16 protein-coding genes are annotated in these 19552 nt (G+C 69.3%); 9 read left to right on the forward strand and 7 right to left on the reverse strand.

Annotated features, from left to right (window positions below):
• Positions 1 to 301 precede the first annotated feature (301 nt).
• The 3 genes from QSK32_RS09705 to QSK32_RS09715 form a co-directional block, all read right to left on the reverse strand.
• A complete protein-coding gene (locus tag QSK32_RS09705) occupies positions 302 to 1621 on the reverse strand; it encodes an FAD-dependent oxidoreductase (RefSeq protein ID WP_285471696.1) in 1320 nt (439 codons plus the stop codon).
• Positions 1622 to 1690: 69 nt separating this feature from the next.
• A complete protein-coding gene (locus QSK32_RS09710) occupies positions 1691 to 1954 on the reverse strand; it encodes a hypothetical protein (protein ID WP_285471697.1) in 264 nt (87 codons plus the stop codon).
• Positions 1951 to 3147, reverse strand: coding sequence for an eCIS core domain-containing protein (locus tag QSK32_RS09715; protein WP_285471698.1), 1197 nt, complete (start codon positions 3145 to 3147; stop codon positions 1951 to 1953). Before QSK32_RS09715 ends, QSK32_RS09710 begins: the two co-directional genes overlap by 4 nt.
• A 314-nt stretch (positions 3148 to 3461) precedes the next feature.
• Here QSK32_RS09715 and QSK32_RS09720 point away from each other — a divergent pair, with 314 nt between their 5' ends.
• Positions 3462 to 3704, forward strand: coding sequence for a hypothetical protein (locus QSK32_RS09720; protein ID WP_285471699.1), 243 nt, complete (start codon positions 3462 to 3464; stop codon positions 3702 to 3704).
• Between the two features lie 2 nt (positions 3705 to 3706).
• Here the strand turns inward: QSK32_RS09720 and QSK32_RS09725 are convergent, their stop codons facing one another.
• The 3 genes from QSK32_RS09725 to QSK32_RS09735 are packed head-to-tail and all read right to left on the reverse strand — an operon-like array spanning position 3707 to position 7387.
• Positions 3707 to 4240: a hypothetical protein gene (locus tag QSK32_RS09725; RefSeq protein WP_285471700.1), complete on the reverse strand. Its 534-nt coding sequence runs from the start codon at positions 4238 to 4240 to the stop codon at positions 3707 to 3709.
• Positions 4241 to 4263: 23 nt separating this feature from the next.
• On the reverse strand, positions 4264 to 6330 hold the full coding sequence (locus QSK32_RS09730) for a hypothetical protein (protein WP_285471701.1): 2067 nt from the start codon (positions 6328 to 6330) through the stop codon (positions 4264 to 4266).
• Positions 6323 to 7387, reverse strand: a complete 1065-nt coding sequence (locus QSK32_RS09735; RefSeq protein ID WP_157411596.1) for a hypothetical protein — start codon at positions 7385 to 7387, stop codon at positions 6323 to 6325. The genes QSK32_RS09730 and QSK32_RS09735 overlap by 8 nt, the downstream gene beginning before the upstream one ends.
• A gap of 267 nt (positions 7388 to 7654) precedes the next feature.
• Between QSK32_RS09735 and QSK32_RS09740 the strand changes: the two genes are divergently transcribed.
• The 7 genes from QSK32_RS09740 (at position 7655) to QSK32_RS09770 (ending at position 18611) form a co-directional block, all read left to right on the forward strand.
• Positions 7655 to 7996: a WXG100 family type VII secretion target gene (locus QSK32_RS09740; RefSeq protein WP_045748123.1), complete on the forward strand. Its 342-nt coding sequence runs from the start codon at positions 7655 to 7657 to the stop codon at positions 7994 to 7996.
• Positions 7997 to 8025: 29 nt separating this feature from the next.
• Positions 8026 to 8310, forward strand: coding sequence for a WXG100 family type VII secretion target (locus tag QSK32_RS09745; protein ID WP_285471702.1), 285 nt, complete (start codon positions 8026 to 8028; stop codon positions 8308 to 8310).
• A gap of 94 nt (positions 8311 to 8404) precedes the next feature.
• The gene (locus QSK32_RS09750; protein ID WP_052721238.1) at positions 8405 to 8812 is read left to right on the forward strand and encodes a YbaB/EbfC family nucleoid-associated protein; all 408 of its coding nucleotides are present in this window, start codon (positions 8405 to 8407) and stop codon (positions 8810 to 8812) included.
• The gene (locus QSK32_RS09755; protein WP_045748121.1) at positions 8805 to 9170 is read left to right on the forward strand and encodes a hypothetical protein; all 366 of its coding nucleotides are present in this window, start codon (positions 8805 to 8807) and stop codon (positions 9168 to 9170) included. Before QSK32_RS09750 ends, QSK32_RS09755 begins: the two co-directional genes overlap by 8 nt.
• Before the next feature lie 10 nt (positions 9171 to 9180).
• Positions 9181 to 16581, forward strand: a complete 7401-nt coding sequence (locus tag QSK32_RS09760) for a WXG100-like domain-containing protein (protein ID WP_285471703.1) — start codon at positions 9181 to 9183, stop codon at positions 16579 to 16581.
• A gap of 137 nt (positions 16582 to 16718) precedes the next feature.
• On the forward strand, positions 16719 to 17819 hold the full coding sequence (locus QSK32_RS09765) for a hypothetical protein (RefSeq protein WP_285471704.1): 1101 nt from the start codon (positions 16719 to 16721) through the stop codon (positions 17817 to 17819).
• A gap of 57 nt (positions 17820 to 17876) precedes the next feature.
• Entirely contained in the window at positions 17877 to 18611 is a 735-nt protein-coding gene (locus QSK32_RS09770; RefSeq protein ID WP_045748119.1) for an endonuclease/exonuclease/phosphatase family protein, read from the forward strand.
• An 8-nt stretch (positions 18612 to 18619) separates the two neighbouring features.
• Here QSK32_RS09770 and QSK32_RS09775 read toward each other — a convergent pair whose 3' ends face one another.
• Positions 18620 to 19147 (reverse strand): hypothetical protein, encoded by a 528-nt coding sequence (locus QSK32_RS09775; RefSeq protein WP_285471705.1) that lies wholly within the window; start codon positions 19145 to 19147, stop codon positions 18620 to 18622.
• Here QSK32_RS09775 and QSK32_RS09780 point away from each other — a divergent pair.
• Complete coding sequence (locus QSK32_RS09780) at positions 19146 to 19421, forward strand: hypothetical protein (protein WP_285471706.1); 276 nt, start codon at positions 19146 to 19148, stop codon at positions 19419 to 19421. The two genes, QSK32_RS09775 and QSK32_RS09780, sit on opposite strands and share 2 nt — an antisense overlap.
• Positions 19422 to 19552 lie beyond the last annotated feature (131 nt).

The raw sequence follows: 19552 nt of genomic DNA on the forward strand, positions 1-19552 counted from the left end.
CGGCTCGGCTCGGCTCGGCTCGGCTCGGCTCGGCTCGGCTCGGCTCGGCTCGGCTCGGCTCGGCTCGGCTCGGCTCGGCTCGGCTCGGCTCGGCTCGGCTCGGCTCGGCTCGGCTCGGCTCGGCTCGGCTCGGGCCTCAACGAGTCGTCGGTGGTGGGGGCTACGGGACAGGCCGGAAGTCGTCCGGGATCGTCCTCACCGACGTGGAGCATCGCCCGACGTTAATCGACGGGCGTTCCCGCTCGCCGTCGGGGTGGCGCAGGCCGCCTTAGTTTTGGCCGCCCGCGTCGGCATGGTGCCACTACGGGACTGTGGTGTGGCGTACCCCCAAAAGCTCTTGATCGTCGATGTTGATCGTGGAATCGGCGCGGAGAACGCGGAGGATCGTGGACGGGGCGAGCAGGTGGGCCGGCGGGGCCAGCATGTTCGAGACGCGGAGGAACGCGGCGCCCAGGGTGGCGTCGTGGACGGTGGCGGCGCGGTACCGGGCCAGATAGGCGTTGAGCGGCCGATCCGTGGGGCGGCGCCGGCCCTCGACCTGGGGGAACCGGAGATCCGTCGCGGAGGCGAGCGCCCAGGGGTTGTCCACCAGACGGGCCGCCTCCCGGAAGTAGCGCTCCGGCGCGGTGCCGATCAACGCGGCCAGCAGCAGCGCCTCCAACGCGGCGACCGTCACACCCTGTCCGTAGATCGGATTGAAGCTGCACAACGCGTCACCGAGCGCGAGAAAACCGACCGGCCGGCGCCGCAGCCGCTCGTAGTGGTGCCGGACGCTCGCCGGGTACCGCATCCTCGCCGGCGCGTCCAGCGGCTCCGCGGTCCGCAGGAAGGCGGCGATCTCGGGACCGGGCAGCGACTCGGCGAAGGCCAGCATGCCGGCGTCGTCGGTCGGCGGCTCCTCGCCCAGCATCCCGGCGAGCAGCACCACCACCCGGTCGCCGTCCTGCCGGATCGTCACCCCGGTCCGCTGCATGCCCGGATACGGCGCCATCACGACGGCGAACGGCGCGCCCGCACCGGGGTCGTAACGGTAGTGACGGGTCGTGTAGACGACCTCGGAACGGACCGTGGTCACCGGGATCTCGCCGTAGCCCAGCGACCGCAGCCACCGCGGGGCCCGCGTGGCGCGACCGCTCGCGTCGACGACCAGATCGGCGAGCATCTCCGACCGTGTCGTGCGGACACCCCGGACACGCTTGTCGTGCAGCAGGGCGGTGACGTCCTCGCCGTCGAGGATCCGGACACCGGGCAGGGCGCGCAGACGCTGCCGGACCAGGTGCTCGAGCAGCGGCCGGCTCACACCGAAGACCGGAAGCGTCGACGGGGCGCGGCGCATCGGGTGGCCGTCCAGGTACCAGTGGCAGTCGGCGTGCGCGTCACCGGCGGGCACCCCGGCGGCCAGCATCTCGTCGACGAAACCGGGGAACAGTTCCTCGAGGGCGGTGCTGCCGCGGGCCAGCAGGACGTGCGCCTGGCGGCTCTGGGGCACACCGCGGCGGGGCACGGCCCGGTCCGGCACCGTGTCCCGGTCGATGAGCGTCACCTGGCCGAACGTGCTGGTGAGGGCCCGGGCGGCGAGCATCCCGCCGATGCTCGCCCCGATGACCACCGCATGACTCATGAGCAGATTGTTATCGTAAATCGCGATATTCGATGAAGTAGTCGGGTCGGTGCCACCCGGTTGGGGCGGTCACTGACCGGCGGTAGTCCAGACCTGGCCCGTTCGGGCCTGAGGGGCGTCGGCGCGGTCCACGACCAGGATGGTCTCGCCGGTACGCCGCGTCCGCGGAGTCGGATGATCCACGGCAAGGATGCGGATCGGCTTCCCGCTGGTCGCGTCGTGCAGGAGGGGAATCCCGGTGAACTCCCCGCCCCGCGTCTCGCCGACGACGATGAGACCACCTCGTGCCGGAATGTCGAACACCTCGTTGACCCGGAACTCGACAACGGTCATGTCGGACTACTCCTCCATCGCTCCAAGGCTGGGATCTCACTCGCGTAGGCCTCGTCCTCGAGTTCCCGGAGCAGCCGGTGCAGATGCTCCCCGCGACGCTGTTGAAGGACGTGTGTGTACTCGTGCGCGATGGTAGCCGCCAGGGTTTCACCGTCGGCGAAGCTCGCCGGTCCGAGACGCACCTGCGCGCCGTGGAGCTCACCGGGCGTGTACGCGGACGCGTCCATGTAATCCAGATACCGGATCTCCTCGGCGTCGGTGATGAGCACGACATCGACATCAGTGAGATCGAGGTTCATTCGTTGCGCGGTGGCGTCGACGTTGTCTCGCGACATCGGGGTTCCCGGGCCGTGATCGAGGACATCCTGGTTGCTGCGAACCGGATTCTTGCTGAAGAAGTTCGTCTCCGCGGCCACCGGACTGGTGCGGCTGAGCCGTCCCAGACGCTGCCGGAGCCGGTCGAGAATCACGTTGATCTCGGTAAGTCTTCCGTTCAGGCGGCGAAGACTGTCCAAAAGCGCTTGGAGGAACCCCCGGATCCGGGACGCCCAGTGCGCCACCATCGTGGCGACCTGGCTGACCACCGCGGGAGTGGCGATGCCGAGCGTCACACCCTCTACGGCCAGCCACTGCGGCAACCGAACCATCAGCGTCGCCACGAACTGGGCGATCAGATCATTTACGATGCCGCGGACCGCCCCGACCAGGAGACCGGCGCCCTCCACCGCGAAGGCGATTGCCCTGGTGACGATAGTGATGGCCTCCATCGCGGCCGACTGCTCGGCGGCGTGCGCCCGGTAGGTGTCACCCGACAGCCCGAACCACTCGGCGGTTCGGGTCTCAACGTCAGCCGCATACCGCTGCCCCGCATCGGCCATCGCCGCGGAGACATTTCGCCAGGCGGCGGCTTGGGCGGCGATGGCGTCCGGGTCGCCGGCGATCTGATTCAGCGCGTCCTGCAACGGTTGCACATGTTCCAGTAGCCAGCCGACACCCCAGGACGCCAGAGTGCCGAGCGGGTCGATCGCCACTGCAAGAGCCTCCAGGCCGCCACCCAGGCCGCCGAGCGTGACGTCAGCCCAGCTTCCGTTCTCGATGCCATTACTGACCTGGAGAGCATCCTCGACCAGGCCCGATCCGGAATACCAGGACGTCGAGGACTGCACCTCGACGATCAGCGGGTTGTCGCTCATCTGGACTCCACCCTCGATTCGGTTCCACCTGGGGCGTACACCGGAATCGGCGCGACGGCTCACTGCAGGGACCGGAATCGGCCCCGATATCCGTCGCCGGGAGGCTGGCGACAGGGGAGCCGTTCGGGATGAGATGTGTCCTTCACCGCCTCAGCCGAACCGGCCGCATCGGAGCTTCCCCCGGCCTGGCTGTTCTAGGGCGTGCACATACATCAGTTGCAGGAGGAGGGGCGGGGGAGCAGCGTCACCGGTCCGTTGGAGGCCGAGACGTACGCCGCCGAGGACGGTTTCGTAGCCACCTGGAGGAGCAGGACATGACCCGGTTGGGCGTCGAGCGGGTCGACCGGATCGGCAGCCGGCCCTGGGTGTTCGTCACCGGGGAGCTGGACGGCGCGCCGCTGAGCATCGGTGACGAGCTCACCGTTACACCGGAGCGGAGCGTCGTGATCCGGGCCGTCGAGTTCCACAGCGCGCCGGGCCGGACCACCATCGCCGTGGACGCCGACGTGGCCGGTCTGGTGGGCGGCGCGGGCACGGTCCTGACGGTTGCGGACTAACCTCACCGGTCCCGGCCGAGCGCCTCCGCGTGATCGGCCCGCAGCCACGGTGAGTCGAGCACCCGGTCCTCCAGGAACCGGATGACCGGATGCTCGATCAGCGTGTCCCGCTGGACGACCGAGTGCACACCGCCCGCGATGTCGCCCAGCTCCTCCAGGTCGGCGCGCAGCACGGCGAACTCCTCGACCCCCGTGTAGAAGACCGCGCCGTCCCGGCTGCCGTCCGCGGCCCACGGCCGTTCGAAGCGTTCGCTCCGGCCGGCGAGCGCCGCGTTCGGCGTCACCGCGTAGACCGCGCTGAGCAGCACACTCAGCCGAGCCTGCACCGGATCGGTCAGGTCGGTGCCGGGTTCCGGGAGGGAATCCGCGGACCAGGGTGGGCCGGCGACGGCCAGGTCGTCGACGAACGTGACGACGACGACCCGGTTCAGGTCGACCCGGTAGGTGCCCTCGTGCAGGGCAGCCTCACCGTCCGGCAGCGACCACGCCAGGGAATCGACCCGGACGTGGTAGTTCGGCGGGAATCCCAGCTTCACCGGCTCACCCTCTCATCCGCGGTTCAGCGCCCGCCCAGAATGCGGCGGATCTCCGGCTCGTAATGCTCCTCGCGTTTGCTCGTCACCACGCCGCCGCCCGGGGTCTGCACCTCGAACGCCTGCTCGTCGGTGACGACACCGCGCGCCTCGTCGTCCCTCTCGGTCCGGTCCCGGCCGTCGCTGGTGCGCCGCCGGTTGAGTTCCGGCGCGACCGTTCCGGGCCGTTCGACCCGGCCCGGACCGCTCGCACGGGTCGCGGCCCGGCTGCGCAGCTCCTTGGGAACCTCTTCCAGCTTGGACACCCTGCTGCCCGAGGGCGGCGGGGCGGGTGCGTCGATGACCGGGGCGCCGGCCTCGGTGCGCGCCTGGTCGGCGCCGATCCAGTCGGCACCGGCGGGCTTCCGGCCGTCTTTACGTCCGGGCCGTCCGCGGGACGGTGCGGGAGTTTCCGGGGTACGGGTCGGACGCTGCAGAACCGGCGGCGCGGTGCCCTCGCGGTGCACGGCGTCGCCACCGGTCCCGCCCAAGCTTGGCGGCCGCATCTCCTGCTGGCTGCCCGGGCGTACCCGGTTGCGGTCGCCGGTCGGGTTCTTCAGCACCGGCGGAGTGGTGCCGCCGGGCCGGCCGAACTGCTCCGCACCGTCGAGCGTGGTGCCGGGCACACGGCGGCCGGCGTCGTCCGAACCCTCGCCGCGCCGGCGCTGGCCGTTCGGCGGCTGAACCGGCGTGCCCCGTCCGGGCTGGCCGGGGGCGCCACGACCGGGCTGTCTTGGCGCGCCTCGCCCGGGCTGACCCGGCTGACCGGGCGTGCCCCGGGCAGGGTCGCCCGGTGTCGATGTCGGACGCCGCAGGCTGCGTCCGGGCGGCTGACCCGCGCCGGGCGACTGCGGGGCGCCGCCGGCGCCGCGGTTGAAGGCGTTGCGGGTCAGCTGGCCGGGGTTCGGCGGCCGGGCCGCACTGGTGGCCGGGCCGGCCGCCGGGGACGTGCCGAGACCGGGCGGACGCGACAGCGACGGTACCGAACCGGGCAGGCTCGGCTTGACCGCGCCGACGCCGGGCGGCGATCCGGCGAACGCGGGCGGCGGGGCGGGCAGCGGCGCCACGGCCGGCGGGACCACCCCGGGCGGGGTGATCGAAGTCGGCGGGTTGGCCACCGCCGGGGGCGCGACGACGGCCGGCGGGCTGGTGGGCAGCGTCGGCGCGGGGGCCGGGGTCGGCGCGGTGGCCGGCGGTTTGGGCGCGGTAGCCGGCGGGGCGACCGGGGTCGGCGCCAGCGCCGGCGGCTTGGCCCCACCCGACGGCACCGGGTTGGGCGCGTTCACCCCGCCCGGTCCGCCGAGCGACGGCGGCGTGACCAGCGCCGGGTTGCCCGGGGTGTTGAGTACCGCGTCCATCGGGCGGTACGGCGGCCCGACTCCGGTGGCGACCAGGGTCGTGTACTCGTAGTGCTCGTTGCCGACGCGGTACGCAAGTTCCTGAGCCCGCTGCTGGAACTGCTGGACCGTCTCGTCGACCTGTTGCTTGACCTGCCAGTGCTTGGCGTCCTCCCAGTCGGTCGTCCAGTACCGCTCGGAGAAGTTGAACCACTCGCTCAACTGCCCGGCCAGGTCGACGTTCTGGGCGGTCTGCAGGGCGCGCTCGTACTCCGCCCAGAGCGCGTCCATGTCGGCGCGGGCGGTGATGCTGATCTGCACCAGGTGACGCAGGGCGGTGACGTTCTGCTGGGCCGCGTCCATCCAGACGTCGAGGTAGGCGAGCACCTCACCGGGCCCCTTGCCCAGGAACGCGTCGCGGGCCTTGGGGGACTGCCAGCTCTCCGCCTCCAGGCGGTTGCTCGAGCCCAGCACGTACGTCCGCACGTTGTCCATCACCGACCAGGCGTTCTGCCAGTGGTCGGCGAGTTCGGCGATCTTCTCCGGGTGCATGTTCCGGATGCGCATCCGGATCTCTTCGATCGTCTTGCCGTCCGCGCTGCCCGGCTTGGAGGTGAACGGCTCGTCCGACGACTGGTGAGTGCCGTAGTGCAACCGTCCGCTGTACGGGCTGTACCCGTAGTTCGGGTCCGCGGTGGTGCCCCAGTAATCAACCATTCGTCAGGGTGCCGTTCAGGGTCGGGTCGTACTCCGCACTGAGTGGCTTGTCGACGGTCAGCTGCCCCTCGGTCTCCTTGCCGGTGTACGTCGTGCCGGTCGTCTCGCCCTCGGCGTTGTACGTCGTCTCGGTCTGCATGCCGGTGTTCTGGTCGACGGTCACCTCGCGGCTGCCGGTCTCGGTGACCTTGCCGTTCTCGCCGGTGGTGGAGTTCTGCGTCTTCTCGTTCGCCACCAAGCCGTCGTCGTCGTAGGCCGTGGTCGTCCGGGTGGTTGAGTTCCCGCTGGTCACCGTCTTGACTTCCGTGTTGGTGGCCGGGTTGTACGACGTGACCGTGCGGGTGCTGGTCGTCGACAGGACCTCGCCCTTGCTGTTGTAGATCGTGATTGTCTGGACGACACCCCCACCGCCGGGGACGTTCATCGTCACGGTCTGCAGCTTCTGGCCGGTGTTCGGGTCGGTGGAGACCGTGGTCGTCTGGTAGGGCGTCTCTGACAGAGTCTGAGGCTCGTCCCAATCAGGGCTGTTCGCGACGACCGGGGTCTCGGCAGCCTCGGCGGAAGCTTCCCGGACTGCCTCGCTGTAGGTCTGGCCGATGTGCGACGGCAGGCCCGCGGGACGGGAGACCCCCGGGGCACCGAAGGCGAAGAGGACGTCGTTGACACTGGCGGCCTGCGTCGCGTCCTCCGCCCCGTAGATGTCGGCGATGGTCTGGGCGGCCGACCCCACGTTGAACAGTGACTGACCGAGATTGTCCAGGTAGCTGAACAGTTCGGAGGCGTTGGCGGCCAGCTGGGAGCGCAGGTACATCGCCTCGCCGAGGGTGGTGCCACCCCACGCCTCGTACGGCCCACTGAACAGGTCGTTGAGGTTCATCTTGCGGTTGGCGAGGTCGAGTTGCTGGCTCACCATGTCCTTGGCGTAGTCGCGCAGACCCTCGACGTCGACCTTCAGCGGCTCGGAGTCGACCCACCCGGCGTTCGTGTTCCCCGACGTCTCCACCGAGTACGGACTGTTCGCCGAATAGGGTGTTCCGTTCCCCGTGTCCAGTCCCATCATGCCTCCCCGTATCGCCGGCTTCGCTGGGTGAACCCGTCTGGCCAGCTAGGGTAATCGGCCACGGCCGTATAGGCGATGGTGTGTCTGAACACTGCCTGTGCAGCCCTTTTGTCGATGGACGGACGAGCCTAATCGGCCACAACGGGTGGCCTTGACACCAGTTCCGCGGTTACCGTCGCTGCTCCATGGAGATTTCGTGTGCCGCTTCACGGGGAGCGAGCCGACATCGAGAGGCGGGGTGATCCCTTGTCGGGGACTCCAGGTATGGGCCAGGTCCATGCCACTCAGGAACAGCTGAACGCGATGGCGCAGCGGTGTGAGGACACCGGCCAGAACATCGCCACCGGTATGGCGCAGCTTGTCGACCGTATCCAGGCGCTGGGCGGTTCGGGTCTGGACGGCTCGGCGAACCAGGCGCTGCAGAACGTGTCCGCCCAGTTGAACTCCGGGCTGACCAAGATCATCAACGCCCTGGACGAGCTCGCGGGCAAGATGAGCAACGCGTCGACGCAGTACGGCGTGAACGACGAGGACGCCGCGCGGGAGATCCAGAACGCTGCCGCGAGCACCGGTGACTCCAGCGTCATGAGCATCCTGCGCGGCTGAGCGCGACCCGGATCGAAAGAGGCGAACACATGAGCATCACCTACAACTTCGGCCAGATCAGCGAAGTGTCCGACGCCATCAACACCTTCCAGGGTTCGATGGAGCAGCAGCTGGAGGACCTGTACAAGCAGTTCTCCCAGCTGTTCGCCCAGGACTGGACCGGCGCCGCCGGCACCGCCTGCGACGAGGCCCGCCAGAAGTGGGACCAGGGCGCGAAGGAGATCAAGGTCGCGCTGGCGCAGGTCGGCACCAAGCTCGGCCAGGCCGGCGAGCGCATGCAGGGCGTCGACCAGCAGATCGCCGCGGGTATGTAGTGACGTCATCGGCCGGTGACCCGATGAAGGGCCACCGGCCGATGACGTACGGTCCCCTTGGCGGATCGTGAGGGTGGAAACCGGGAGGACGGAAGTGGCGGACATACCGGGACGTCCCGACTGGGGCGCGCTCCGCGGGATGATGGCTGACCTGCAGAAGGCGACCAAGGGCCTGCCTGATCTGCAAGACCGGATGATGAGCCTGACCGGGACCGCCTGGTCGCCGGACGGCATGATCAAAGCGGTCGTCGGGCCGCGAGGTCACCTGCTGGAACTCGACATCAATCCGCGTCTGCTGCGCCAGCCCAACTCGCAGGCCCTGTCGGCGAGCATCGTGGCGACCGTGCGTGCCGCCGTCGAGGAGGTCGGCGCCCAGGGACGTGACCTGATCCAGGAGAGCCTGCCCGCGGACATGCGCCACCTGGGTGACGGCGGAATGACCGGATACATCGGCACCCACGACGCCGACGTTCTGATCCGCAGTAAGGACCGCGATGAGTAACTTCGTGCAGATCGGTTCCAGCCCGGCTGAGATCATCGGGATCGCCACCCGGATCAGGAACCGTGGCAGCGACCTGTCCGAGGAGATCAGCCGCCTGAACCAGGCCATCCGGAGTCAGGAGGCGGAGGGTGACACCCTGCCGCACGACGACTTCACCGATGCCTTCCTGAAGGAGTACAACAAGGTCGCCACCGCCAGCGACGGCAAGGACTATCCGGCTTGCGAGGCGGTCCGGATCGGTGCGGCGTCCTGCGGCGACAAGCTGACCGCGATCGGCGACTTCGTCGTCAAGGCGATGACCGGGTACGAGTCCACCGATCAGCAGAGCGGCGACGACATCAGTCGCACGGACCTCTGACGGCGCCGTCGTGAGCGCCGAAGAGCACGAGTTCATGACGTCGCTCCTCGACTGGTTCACGGAGATCGAGCAGTGGATCCCCGGCGCCCGGTCGAAGGTGGGCGAGCTGATCCTCGGCCCGCTTCCGCTGGCACACGCCAACGACGTGTACGACCTGGCCGACCACTGGGGCGCGCTGGCCGACTCGCTCAACGCGGCGTACGAGGACGTCATGCAGGCGGCCAACCCGATCCTGGAGAATTGGTCCGGCGACGGCGCCGCGCAGATGTTCACCCAGGACTGGTTCAACTACCTCGAAGGCCTGCGCCAGTCGGCGGAGAGCGCCGCCCAGATGCGGCAGGGCGCCCAGAACTTCGGCCTCGAGGTCGAGCTGATGAAGTTCATGGCGGCCATCAACCTCGTCATGCTCGCCTACTCGCTGTTCGCCATCGCCGCGGCTGCCGGCCCGTCCCTGGGTGCCGCCCTGCTCGGCGTTCCAGCGGCGTTCGCAGCAGCGAAGACGGCTATTTTTGCGGCTGCCCGGCAGGCCATCTCCAAGATCATGTCGCTGTCGATGCGCATCGTCATGCGCGACATCGGCATGCTGTTCACCCGGCTGCCCGGGGCCCTGACCCACACGCTGCCCACCACGTTGCGCAACGGCGCGACACGGCTCGGCCCCGCGATCGCCAGCCGGGTCAACGTCCCGGCGATGCGGACCGCGATCACTCAGGGCGCCAGGGACATCTGGGCGCAGGGCTTCAACCAGACCGTCCGCAACATCGGCGCACGCGGCATCTCCACCTCGGTCGCCAACCGGATCGCCGCCCAGTCGCTGCGTACCCTCGCCGCCGAACAGGTCGGCGCCGGTCTCGGCCGGCAGATGTCCCGCGAGGCGCAGCGCCAGATGGCCAAGGAGATCCGCAATCAGCTGCTGCTGAAGTGGGCCGGCAAGGAGGGCGCCGACGCGGCCGCCTCCGGTCTGTCCCGGATCGCGGTGGACCGGATCGGTCAGAGCATGCTGGGCCGGGAGTTCGCCCAATATGTGGGGACGCGGGTCGGCATCGGCGCCGGTTTCATGGGCGGCGGCAACCTGGTCGGCCAGATCGGACAGATCGTCTCCGGCAACCGGACCGACGGCGTGGACTGGGCTCAGGTCCGGGACAACACGATCCAGGGCGGTGCGGCCGGCCTGGGCATGTTCGGCGGGGTCACCGGGCACACGATCGGTGGTGGTCTCGCCGCCGGCGGCTACACCCTCGGCGCGCAGACCGTCGACTACATCCGCAGTGACGGTGAGAAGGGCCTCAACTGGAACGAGATCTGGTTGAGCGCCCGCGACGGCGCCGCCTCCGGCCTCTTCGCCGGCGTCGAGACCGTCCTCGAGCCCGGCCTTCCCAACCTCACCCGGGACGACAGCGGAGCGCTCCGCATCGGCAGCGATGTGCACTTCATCGCCGGCGAGGACGGCACGTTCAGCATCGCCGGGACCAGTCGTGGCGAGTCCCTGCTGCTGACCAGCGACGGCTACGTGGCCCACCAGGGCGCGGACGGCGTCCGGACCGTCGACACCGAGATCACCGGCCGCGGCGACGTGACCGAGGGCATCAGCCGGGTCTTCGACAGCCCGGAAACCCGCACGGACAGTGGTGGCGGCGCAGGAGAGGCGAGCTCTCGCGGGTCCGATGCGGCCCCGGTGCCGGGTCACCCTTCTTCAACCCCGGATGGGGTACGCGCAAACGACAGCACCACCACCGTGGCTGACCGGGCGCCGGACTCCGAGCGGTCGGTCCCCGACCGGACGTCCGCGAACGACGGCGGTTCGACCGCTGCTCGGCAGGAGGCCACCACGCGGGGTGACGGCGGTGGCGATCCGCCGGACACGACCAGGGCCGCTTCGGGCGACGGCGGTTCGACCGCTGCTCGGCAGGAGACCAGCACGCGGGGTGACAGCGGTGGTGATTCGCCGGACAGCACCAGGGCCGCTTCGAACGACGGTGGCTCGCCTGCTGCTCGGCAGGAAGCCACCACACGGGCCGACGGGGGCGGCGACCCGCCGGACAGTGGCACGACCGCGCGACCGGAACAGAACACCGCGGAGAGCGTCCGGACCGCCCCCTCCGACGGGAACCGCACGCCCGCGTCCGACTCGCGGACGTCGACGTCGGAGACACACCGTCCGACCGCTTCCGATCAGAGCACGATCGGCACCGGCCACCCGGCTGCGGCCACCGAACACTCCACGACGGCCACCGACCGTGGGGCGACGACGCCGACCGGTGAGCAGTCCCGCGTGACGGGGGACCAGGTCACACCACGGGCCGGCGCGGAATCGTCCGCTGGGCGGGACGGGACTTCCGGCGTACCCACAAAGGGCGAAAGCGGACCGCCGGACGGACCACCGCCGGATCGGACCACGGCTGCTCCCGACCGGACCGCGGCCTCTTCCGGCCGGACGACGCACGATGCTGCTCCCGACCGGACACACGAGACGGCTGCCGACCGGACGCATGAGGCTTCTTCCGACCGGACACATGAGGCTGCGGACAACGCCGGGCGGGAGTCTGATCACCCGGCGGACGCGGCGACCGGTGGGGCTATCCGGCCGCGGGACGACATTCGGGCCTTCGATTGGGCTGAGCGGGCCTATGACCGGTTCCGTGGGGACGACGCGGATGTCGCGGAGATCGCCGGGAACCTGAGCGACGTGCAGCGGGCGGATGGGACCACCGGGTACTCGGTGGCCGAGATCAATCAGATCAAGCAGCATCTGATGGTCGAGGAGCACCCGATCCGCGATTACGACGGGGTGCTGGAGCACCGGCGGTTCGACGCGTCACCGGACATCGCCGAGGCGTGGATCCGGCTGCGCGAGGGCAACCCGCTGCCCGAGGATCTGGTCCTGCTCAACCACGAGCTGGCCGAATCGAATCACATGCGCGCCCACCCGGACGCGGACTACACGACCGCGCATCAGCACGCCAATGAGCAGCACAATTGGCAGGACATCGTGCCGGGTCGGACCGGCGAGGACCTGGACGGCAAGTGGGGAAGGCAGGACGGCGATGGCGCTTCTGGTTCACTTCCGGAAGGCTCGCGAGGACGAGAGACAGGTGGAGTATCTTTTCGGCCACCCGACGACGGATCGGCTGCTGGTGATCGACAAAACGTCGATGGAGGGCAGCCCGGCGGACGGGAACCCGGACAAACCGTTCGCGGCGGCGTTGAGCAAGATCCTGCGCCTGCACCGCGAGCGGGAGACGTGGCCACCGGGCGGGACGTACGCGGCGTAGACCCGGCCACCCGGAACGGCCCGGCCGGTGAGCGAATGCACGGTGACGTCCCGGCCGGTGAACGGGTACCCGGTGACGGCCCGTCGCACGGATCGGCGCCCGATCCGGCGAGCACCGAGAGTCCCCTGCTCGCCAGCAACGGAGCGGGCACCGGTCTGCCGCCGACCCCGGAGACGATCCGGCAGGGCACCGTCCGGATGGAGGACCACCCGGACTATCCGCGCGCCGTGGAGACCCTCGCTGAGCAGGGATTCTCCGTCCTACCGTCGCAGGAAGGGCACCCGCACACCGTCATCCGGCACGTCGTCGACCCGAAGACCCACGAGGTGCTGCGGGTCGAGCGGGAGGTGCGGGTCGTCGAAGGCATGCGGTACCTCGACCTCGAACACGAGATGGCGCACGTCCGTGCCTCCGTCGAACGCTTCGGCCCCGGCGAGCACCCGCCGTCGGAGATCTACCGGGACCGTCCGGGGAACACGCCGAAGGAGATGACCAAGGTCAGGGGCCGGCTCACCACCGAGCAGAACACGATCGGTGAGTACCAGGTCCGGCTCGAGGAGTACCTCCGGCTCTCCGAACGGGGCGTCGACCCGGACGTGCTGGCGGAGCACGTGGCCGGGGTCGACAAGCACCGTGGTGACTACCACGAGGTCATGAACGACGCGTGGGACAAGAAGAACTCGAAGGAGTGGGCGAGGGAGCACTACCCGGACATCCGCGATCTCGAAGCCCGGTACGACGAACTGCGAGCGGCGGAGACGGACGGCACCGGCACGGACCCCCGGACAGGGCAGCCGTCGACGGGCGGCGACAGCACGCCGATGGCCAAGGCGCCCGGCGGCGTCGACCCGTACCGGATGCTGCCTGTTGAAGGTCCGAAACCGGTTGATCCGGTCAACGTGCCGCACGAGGTCGCCCGGCTGATCGGCGACGAGATGGGTGACCTGGTCGCCGGCCGGGACGGCGTCGCCCCGGACCAGCCGCAGCGCGCCGATTGGGACGCCGACGCGGGAACCCTGCGCGTCCGGTACGGCGACGGCCTCGAAGTCGACGTGATCGTCCAGGTCAACGAATCGGTGCCGCCCGGGCAGGCGGTGGTGGTCCGGCCGTCCCTGGAGATGGTGGACGGAACTTGGCAGCAGACGAGTGCGGCCGGCGTGGTGGTGTCCTCCCACATGTCGGCCGACCCGGCCACCCGGGCGGCGCACGTCAGTGAGGCCTTGGACGCGGCATGGCGGACGATGCACGACGAGATCGGCCCGCAGTTGCGCGATCCGGACGGCCCGGCGGTCACCCCTCGCGATCCGGACGGCCCGATGCCCCCGGCTCGCGATCAAGGCGGCTTGCCGGTCGACCATCTCTCCGGCCCGGAGGCGATGCGAGCCCTGGAGGAGCCGCTGACGAGCGGCGACGTCCCGGTACGCGACGCCGACGGCGTCGGCATGCACCGGGCGGATCCGGCAGCCGCGCCGTCCCCCGCGGCATTGACGCCGGAGACCGTCAGGCAGGCGCTGACCTCCACTCGCGGACCGGAACAGATCAGCCGGTGGGCGGGCGACCACCTGTCCGACCGCGACCAGAACGGCACCGCCCGCCCGAAGACCGCCGACGAGATCACCGAGGTCGTCGACCGCCACGCGGGCGAGGCCCTGAACCGGGTCACCCCCGCCCCCGACGTCGCGTCGGTGGTGCATACCGCCAGCCCCATCGAGGGCACTCGCTTCGTGCCCGAAGGCCGGTCACCGTACGAGAGCCCCGTCCACCTCGGCGAACTCCACCAGGCGATCAACGACGTGCTGCCGGGCGACTTCTCCGACGGCGGCATCGTCCGGATCTCCTCGGACGGCGTCGACATCCGGGTGGACAAGGCGGACGGCACCACCGGGTACTTCCGGCCCGAGCTGGGCGTCAACATGCCCGACCTGGCCGAGACGACGGTTCGCTCCGGCACGCCGCAGGACCCGCACATCGTCCGGGTGAACAACCGGGTCTCCGCCGACAACCTGTCCCGCGTCTGGGTCCACGAGATCACCGAGACGCTGGCCGTACAGCACGCGGCGGCCACCCGCCCGGAACCGCAGGGCATGCTCCGGCGTGCGATGACCAAGCTGGGCAACCTCTTCGGTGGCGGCCGCCCGGAGACGACCAGGGTGGACCCGCACGCGGCGGCCCGCGTCAACGAGCGGGTGCACCTGCAGCGACGGCTCAACGAGGCGTGGGCGCGTCCGGACGTGCAGCAACGTCTGCGGCAGGAGATCGCCGGCGTCGAACGGGACCTGGAGAAGCTGGGGCATCCGGTGCCCCGATCCCTTTTCGAGGACATCGGCCGGCGAACCGGACCGTCACCGTTCGGTTCGCATGATTCGCTGGGCAGTCGGATGCGGCCCGACGTGATCGGTCAGTCCGAGCCGATGGGCAGGCCCGAGGCACCGGCCCGCAATGGTCTGCTCGGCCGCAGCGGTGTCATCGGTGAAACCGGTCCGGTCTCCGGCTCCCGCTACGGCGACGACGCCGTGCCGCGACACGACGATTTCACCGCACACCGGTACGAGCAGGAGCCACCTGCCGCACATCACCAGCCCGACCCTCACGCCGAGCCTGAGGCGTCACACATTCCAGACCTCCAGGACCCGACACCTCCGGATGTCGGCGACGGCCCCCGCGAACCAGGGGAGCCCCGTCCGTCTCTGCGCGACCTCTTCCCGCGGACGACGGGTTCGACGGTGGACTGGAGCACGGTCGTCCAGAAGGTGTTCGACCGGGAGTTTCTCAACCGAGACTTCAAGGGCTTCGACGTCCAGGTGGACCACGCATACTCCGCACAGGACGGTTTCTCCGTCCGGATGAGCGTCTGGGAACACGGCGATGATACGAAACCGGTCGGTCACATCACGCGGCGTTTCAGCTACTCGCAGGACCAGGATCTGCTTGTCGCCACCCACGCCTCGCTCACGATCGACGAAGGTTTGCAGGGTTCCGGGTTCGCCAAGGCCTTCAACGATCATATGGAGGAGTGGTACGTCGAGTCCGGAGTGGACCGGATCGCCATCCACGCCAGTATGGACGTCGGTGGATACGCGTGGGCCCGGGCCGGGTTCGGCTGGGACACCCAGAACTGGGGGGGTGCGGAGGCCGACGGTGCCTTCACCCGGCTGCGTTCCGAGATCCGGCAGCTGAGCGAGGACCTGTCCGACTGGGGCGCTGCGAAGAACCGGGATGAGATCCGCGAGCGGCACCGATACGGCGAATCCGTGGACGTCGAGGAGCATCTGACCACCCAGAAGAAGGCCGCGGAGCAGCTGTACCGGCAGTACCGGACCTCCACGTACGGCGATGCCGACTTCCCCACACCCCAGGAAATCAGTCAGGTGGGGCGAGACGGGGAGAGCGGCGCAGGCGCTACCTGGATCGGCAAGCGGGTCATGTTGGGCTACGACTGGCATGGGGCCAAGGAGCCCACCGGGGGCATCGAGGCGCCGTTGCGTGCCGAGTCACCGAACCCGCCCACGGTGGAGAAGCCGGTCTTCAACGATGACTCCCCGGTCTACCCGCCTGACGACGCGGGCCGGGACGACCGGAACCTGCCCGGGATGAGGGGGCAGTGGGGACAGTCCTGGGGTGTTGATGAGGCGCAGCCGCACACCGGCGACACCGCGTACTCTCCGAGCGTCGATGAGCCGGCCGAGAACTATCACAGGCCGGACGAGGGCAGAGAGTACTTCCACCACTCGGATGCCGACCCGCTGGCCAAGTGGGGGCCCGCCTACGAGACGCACCCCGAGGCCTGGAACGAGGCCATCGCGGAAGCGGAGTCGTTCGGTGTCGAGGTGATCACCCGGACCGGAGGCCTCGCCTACGGTCCCGGAGGCAGTCCCGGTACACCTGGTCAGCTCATCCTCGACCCGGAGGCCTCCTACGGTGCCCTGCTGCACGAGCTGAGGCACATGCGAGACGATCAGGAGGCCGGCTGGGTCGGCATGCGTGGCTGGTTCACCGACATGGAGGTGCGGTTCCAGGGTGAGGTGCGGGCCTACCAGGTGGAGATTGACTACGCCGAATCGATCGGCGACCACGAGTCGGCGCAGAAACTCCGTGAACTGCTGGCGGAGGAGCACAAGAAGATCACGGGAGAGCAATGACGTTTCCTGAGTTGCCGAGGGTGCCGGTCCCCGCAGTGGGGGAGATGAGTGTCGCGGAACTGGTCGACTTGGCTAGGGGCAGCAATCGATTCCGGGGCAAGGCGGTCTACGAGCTGGCGGATCGGTCCGCCGCCGATGTGCGGGCCGCCGTCGCCCTCGGGGAGCTGGCCACCCGGCCGGAACTGCAGAACGACCGGTTTCATCTGGTGACGATGGCGTGGGCCGCGATCGTCGCACTGTTGCAGACCCAGGCACCGCATGCCCGGCAGGCCGCATACCAGGCGTTCGCGACGCTGCCCGAGAAGGAACAACATGACCTTCTCGCCTACCTGCGCTGTGAGCGGATCCAGGACGCTGAGCTGTCGCCGGCGAGCGCGGAGATCACGTACTTCATCCGGTTGCGTCCCGCCGACCATGAAGCCAGCCCGTCGTGGGTGCTGCGGCGGGTCGTTACGGAGTCCGGAACGGTGGATGAGCTACTCGGCCGGGACGGGCAGTGGCGACCGTCGGACATGTTGGCCCGGGCCGAGCGAGGAGAGCTGCCCGGCCGGCTCGAGCAGACGAGCGATGCTTTGCCGCGACGGGTTCTTGCGACCGCGGTGTGGCAGTTCGGTGCGATTCGGCGAGCGCTGGCCCTGCAGGAGTCGGGCGGATTCGTGCTTCGGCTCGCGAAGGAGACGCCGGGCACCGCATTTGAGGAGTTCGATGTGGAGGACCGTGAGGAGGTGATCGCGTTCCTCACCCGGGCGCCGCTGGTCATGACGGGCGCGGAGGGCACTTACCGTACCGACGGGATGTGGGTGTGGTCCGAGTCGATCGTGGACATGGTACGGGAGACCGGTTCACATCCGGAGAACAAGTTCTACGGTCACATGTTGGCTCGTGAGTTCGCCCTTCCCGAGACGGTCGCGCCGGACGTGGTGGAACGTGCCCGCCGACTGGTGGGATCGGCGGGCGCCCAGGGCGCGGACCGCATTCAGGAACGGAACGTTCCGGGGCAACCTCCGCCGCCCACCCCGGCGGAACGGCGTCGAGCGCTGAGCGCTTGGCACGCGGAATGGGTGGAGAAGCATGCCGCGACGACGCCGTTCCGTCCGGAGAATCACCCTGAGGGCTCCGACTACAACCTCCACCATGTCGACATGGACGCGTCGCCAGAGGCAGATCGGGAATACGTTCGGCGTGCCCGCGAGATCATGGGCCAGGATCCCGAGACGGGTTTCGACATCGGATTCTGACCGTCGAGGTCCCATCAATCGGTACGTCTCGACGGCGGGAGAAAAGAGAATGATCCGGTGCGGCTGCTGACGTTCAACACGCTCTACAAAGGGGACGTGGCTTTCCGGTTGCGGGCGCTCGGTCCGTTCCTGGCGGAGTATGACGTGGTCTGTCTTCAAGAGTTCATGTACCGCCGCAACGTTCGGGTGCTGCGCGAGGTAGCCCCCGGGTTCCGGCACTACCTGTCCACCGGATCGGTGGTGATCAGAGGCGGTCTGGTGCTGCTGTCGCGGCTGCCGGTCGTGCGGCACCGGTTCGTGCGCTATCCGATGAGCGGGCCGGTCCGTCCGGAGTTCTTCATGCGTAAGGGCGCCCAGCTGGCCACCATCGCCGCCCCGGCGGGCGAGTGGACCGTGGTGAACACGCACCTGTCCGCGAATCTCGACGACGACTGGTCGCCGGAGAACCGGTACACCCGGGTGGAGCGGGCCGAGCTGGACCACCTGGCTGCCGCGCTGCCCGCGGACGGGCCGCTGGTGGTGGTCGGTGACCTCAACCTGCCGCGGAAGACGGAGACGCTCGCCTGGTTCCGGGAGGCCGCCGGGCTGACCGACGCGATGGCGGGGGACACCCGGCCGACCTATCGGCCCACGACACAGTGGCCGAACCCGCCCGCCTTCGACCACGTACTGGTCCGGGGCGCCCGGGCCGAAGCCGACCTGGTGCTCACCGACGAGGTGGCCCTGGCCGACGGCCGCCGGGCGTACCTCTCCGACCACTACGGGATCGGGGCGACGATCACCCTCGACTGAGCCGGTCCTTATTTCGGCCGGATCACACCTCGGGCTGTCGTGATGTCGGCGTCGTCGGGTGCGGTGACGGTGACGGGGGTGCCGAACTGGTCGAGGTTGAAGACGACGTGGGCGTAGTACTCGCCCTGCGGGTGGCCGGGCAGGGGGTTGGTGTCGACTTCGCGGACGTACGCCATGCTGATGGTGACGTCGAGTTTGCGGAGCAGGCCGGTGTCGTCGAGCCAGGCCTGGTAACGCATCGGGTTGCCGATCACGTTGAAGAGAACGCCCAACTGCTCCGGCAGGGGAGGGGCGCAGCCGGGGTTGGCGGCGGCGGTGCTGACGCCGCAGGTGATCTCGTATTTGTAGGGGGCGCCGTCCAGGTCGGCCATGTTCTTGCTGTCCCAGCCGTGGACGGCGTCGTCGCGGGTGACCTGGGGGATGAAGGGCTTCCAGACGGTGAAGTCGGGGAGGTCGTTCGTGGGGTCGGCCAGGATGTTGCCCCAGGAGGACGCGGTCTTCGGGCCGATCCACGTGCGTCCGTCATTGGGCTTCATGACGGGTGAGCTGACCCACACGTCTTCGCCGACCCTGATGCTTTCAGCCGTGATCGGTTTCTCGCCGGAGGCTTCGACGCTGGTGTATTCCGTGTTGGCGTCGTCGCTGTCGGCGCCGAATCTGATCATGCTGGTGCCGGTGAAGGCGGCGGTCGGCCCGGCGACCTGCGGGGTGAACTCGGCGGCGAAGGTGACGCGTGCGCTGCCTGCTTCTTGCAGGCGTTCGCCGACGGAGGCGAGGCGTTTGTGGATGTTGTCGATGGAGTTGCCGTAGCGGGCGTTCAGCCATTCGCCGCCGGCGATGACGGCGACTCCGGCGAGGATGACGACGAGGCTGTAGATGATCCGGCCGCGGGACAGGGGGTTCTCCTGGAAATGGTGGGGGAATCGCGGACTTTGGTAAGT

The sequence above is a fragment of the Actinoplanes sp. NBRC 101535 genome (assembly GCF_030269225.1).
Taxonomy (GTDB): Bacteria; Actinomycetota; Actinomycetes; order Mycobacteriales; family Micromonosporaceae; genus Actinoplanes; species Actinoplanes rectilineatus.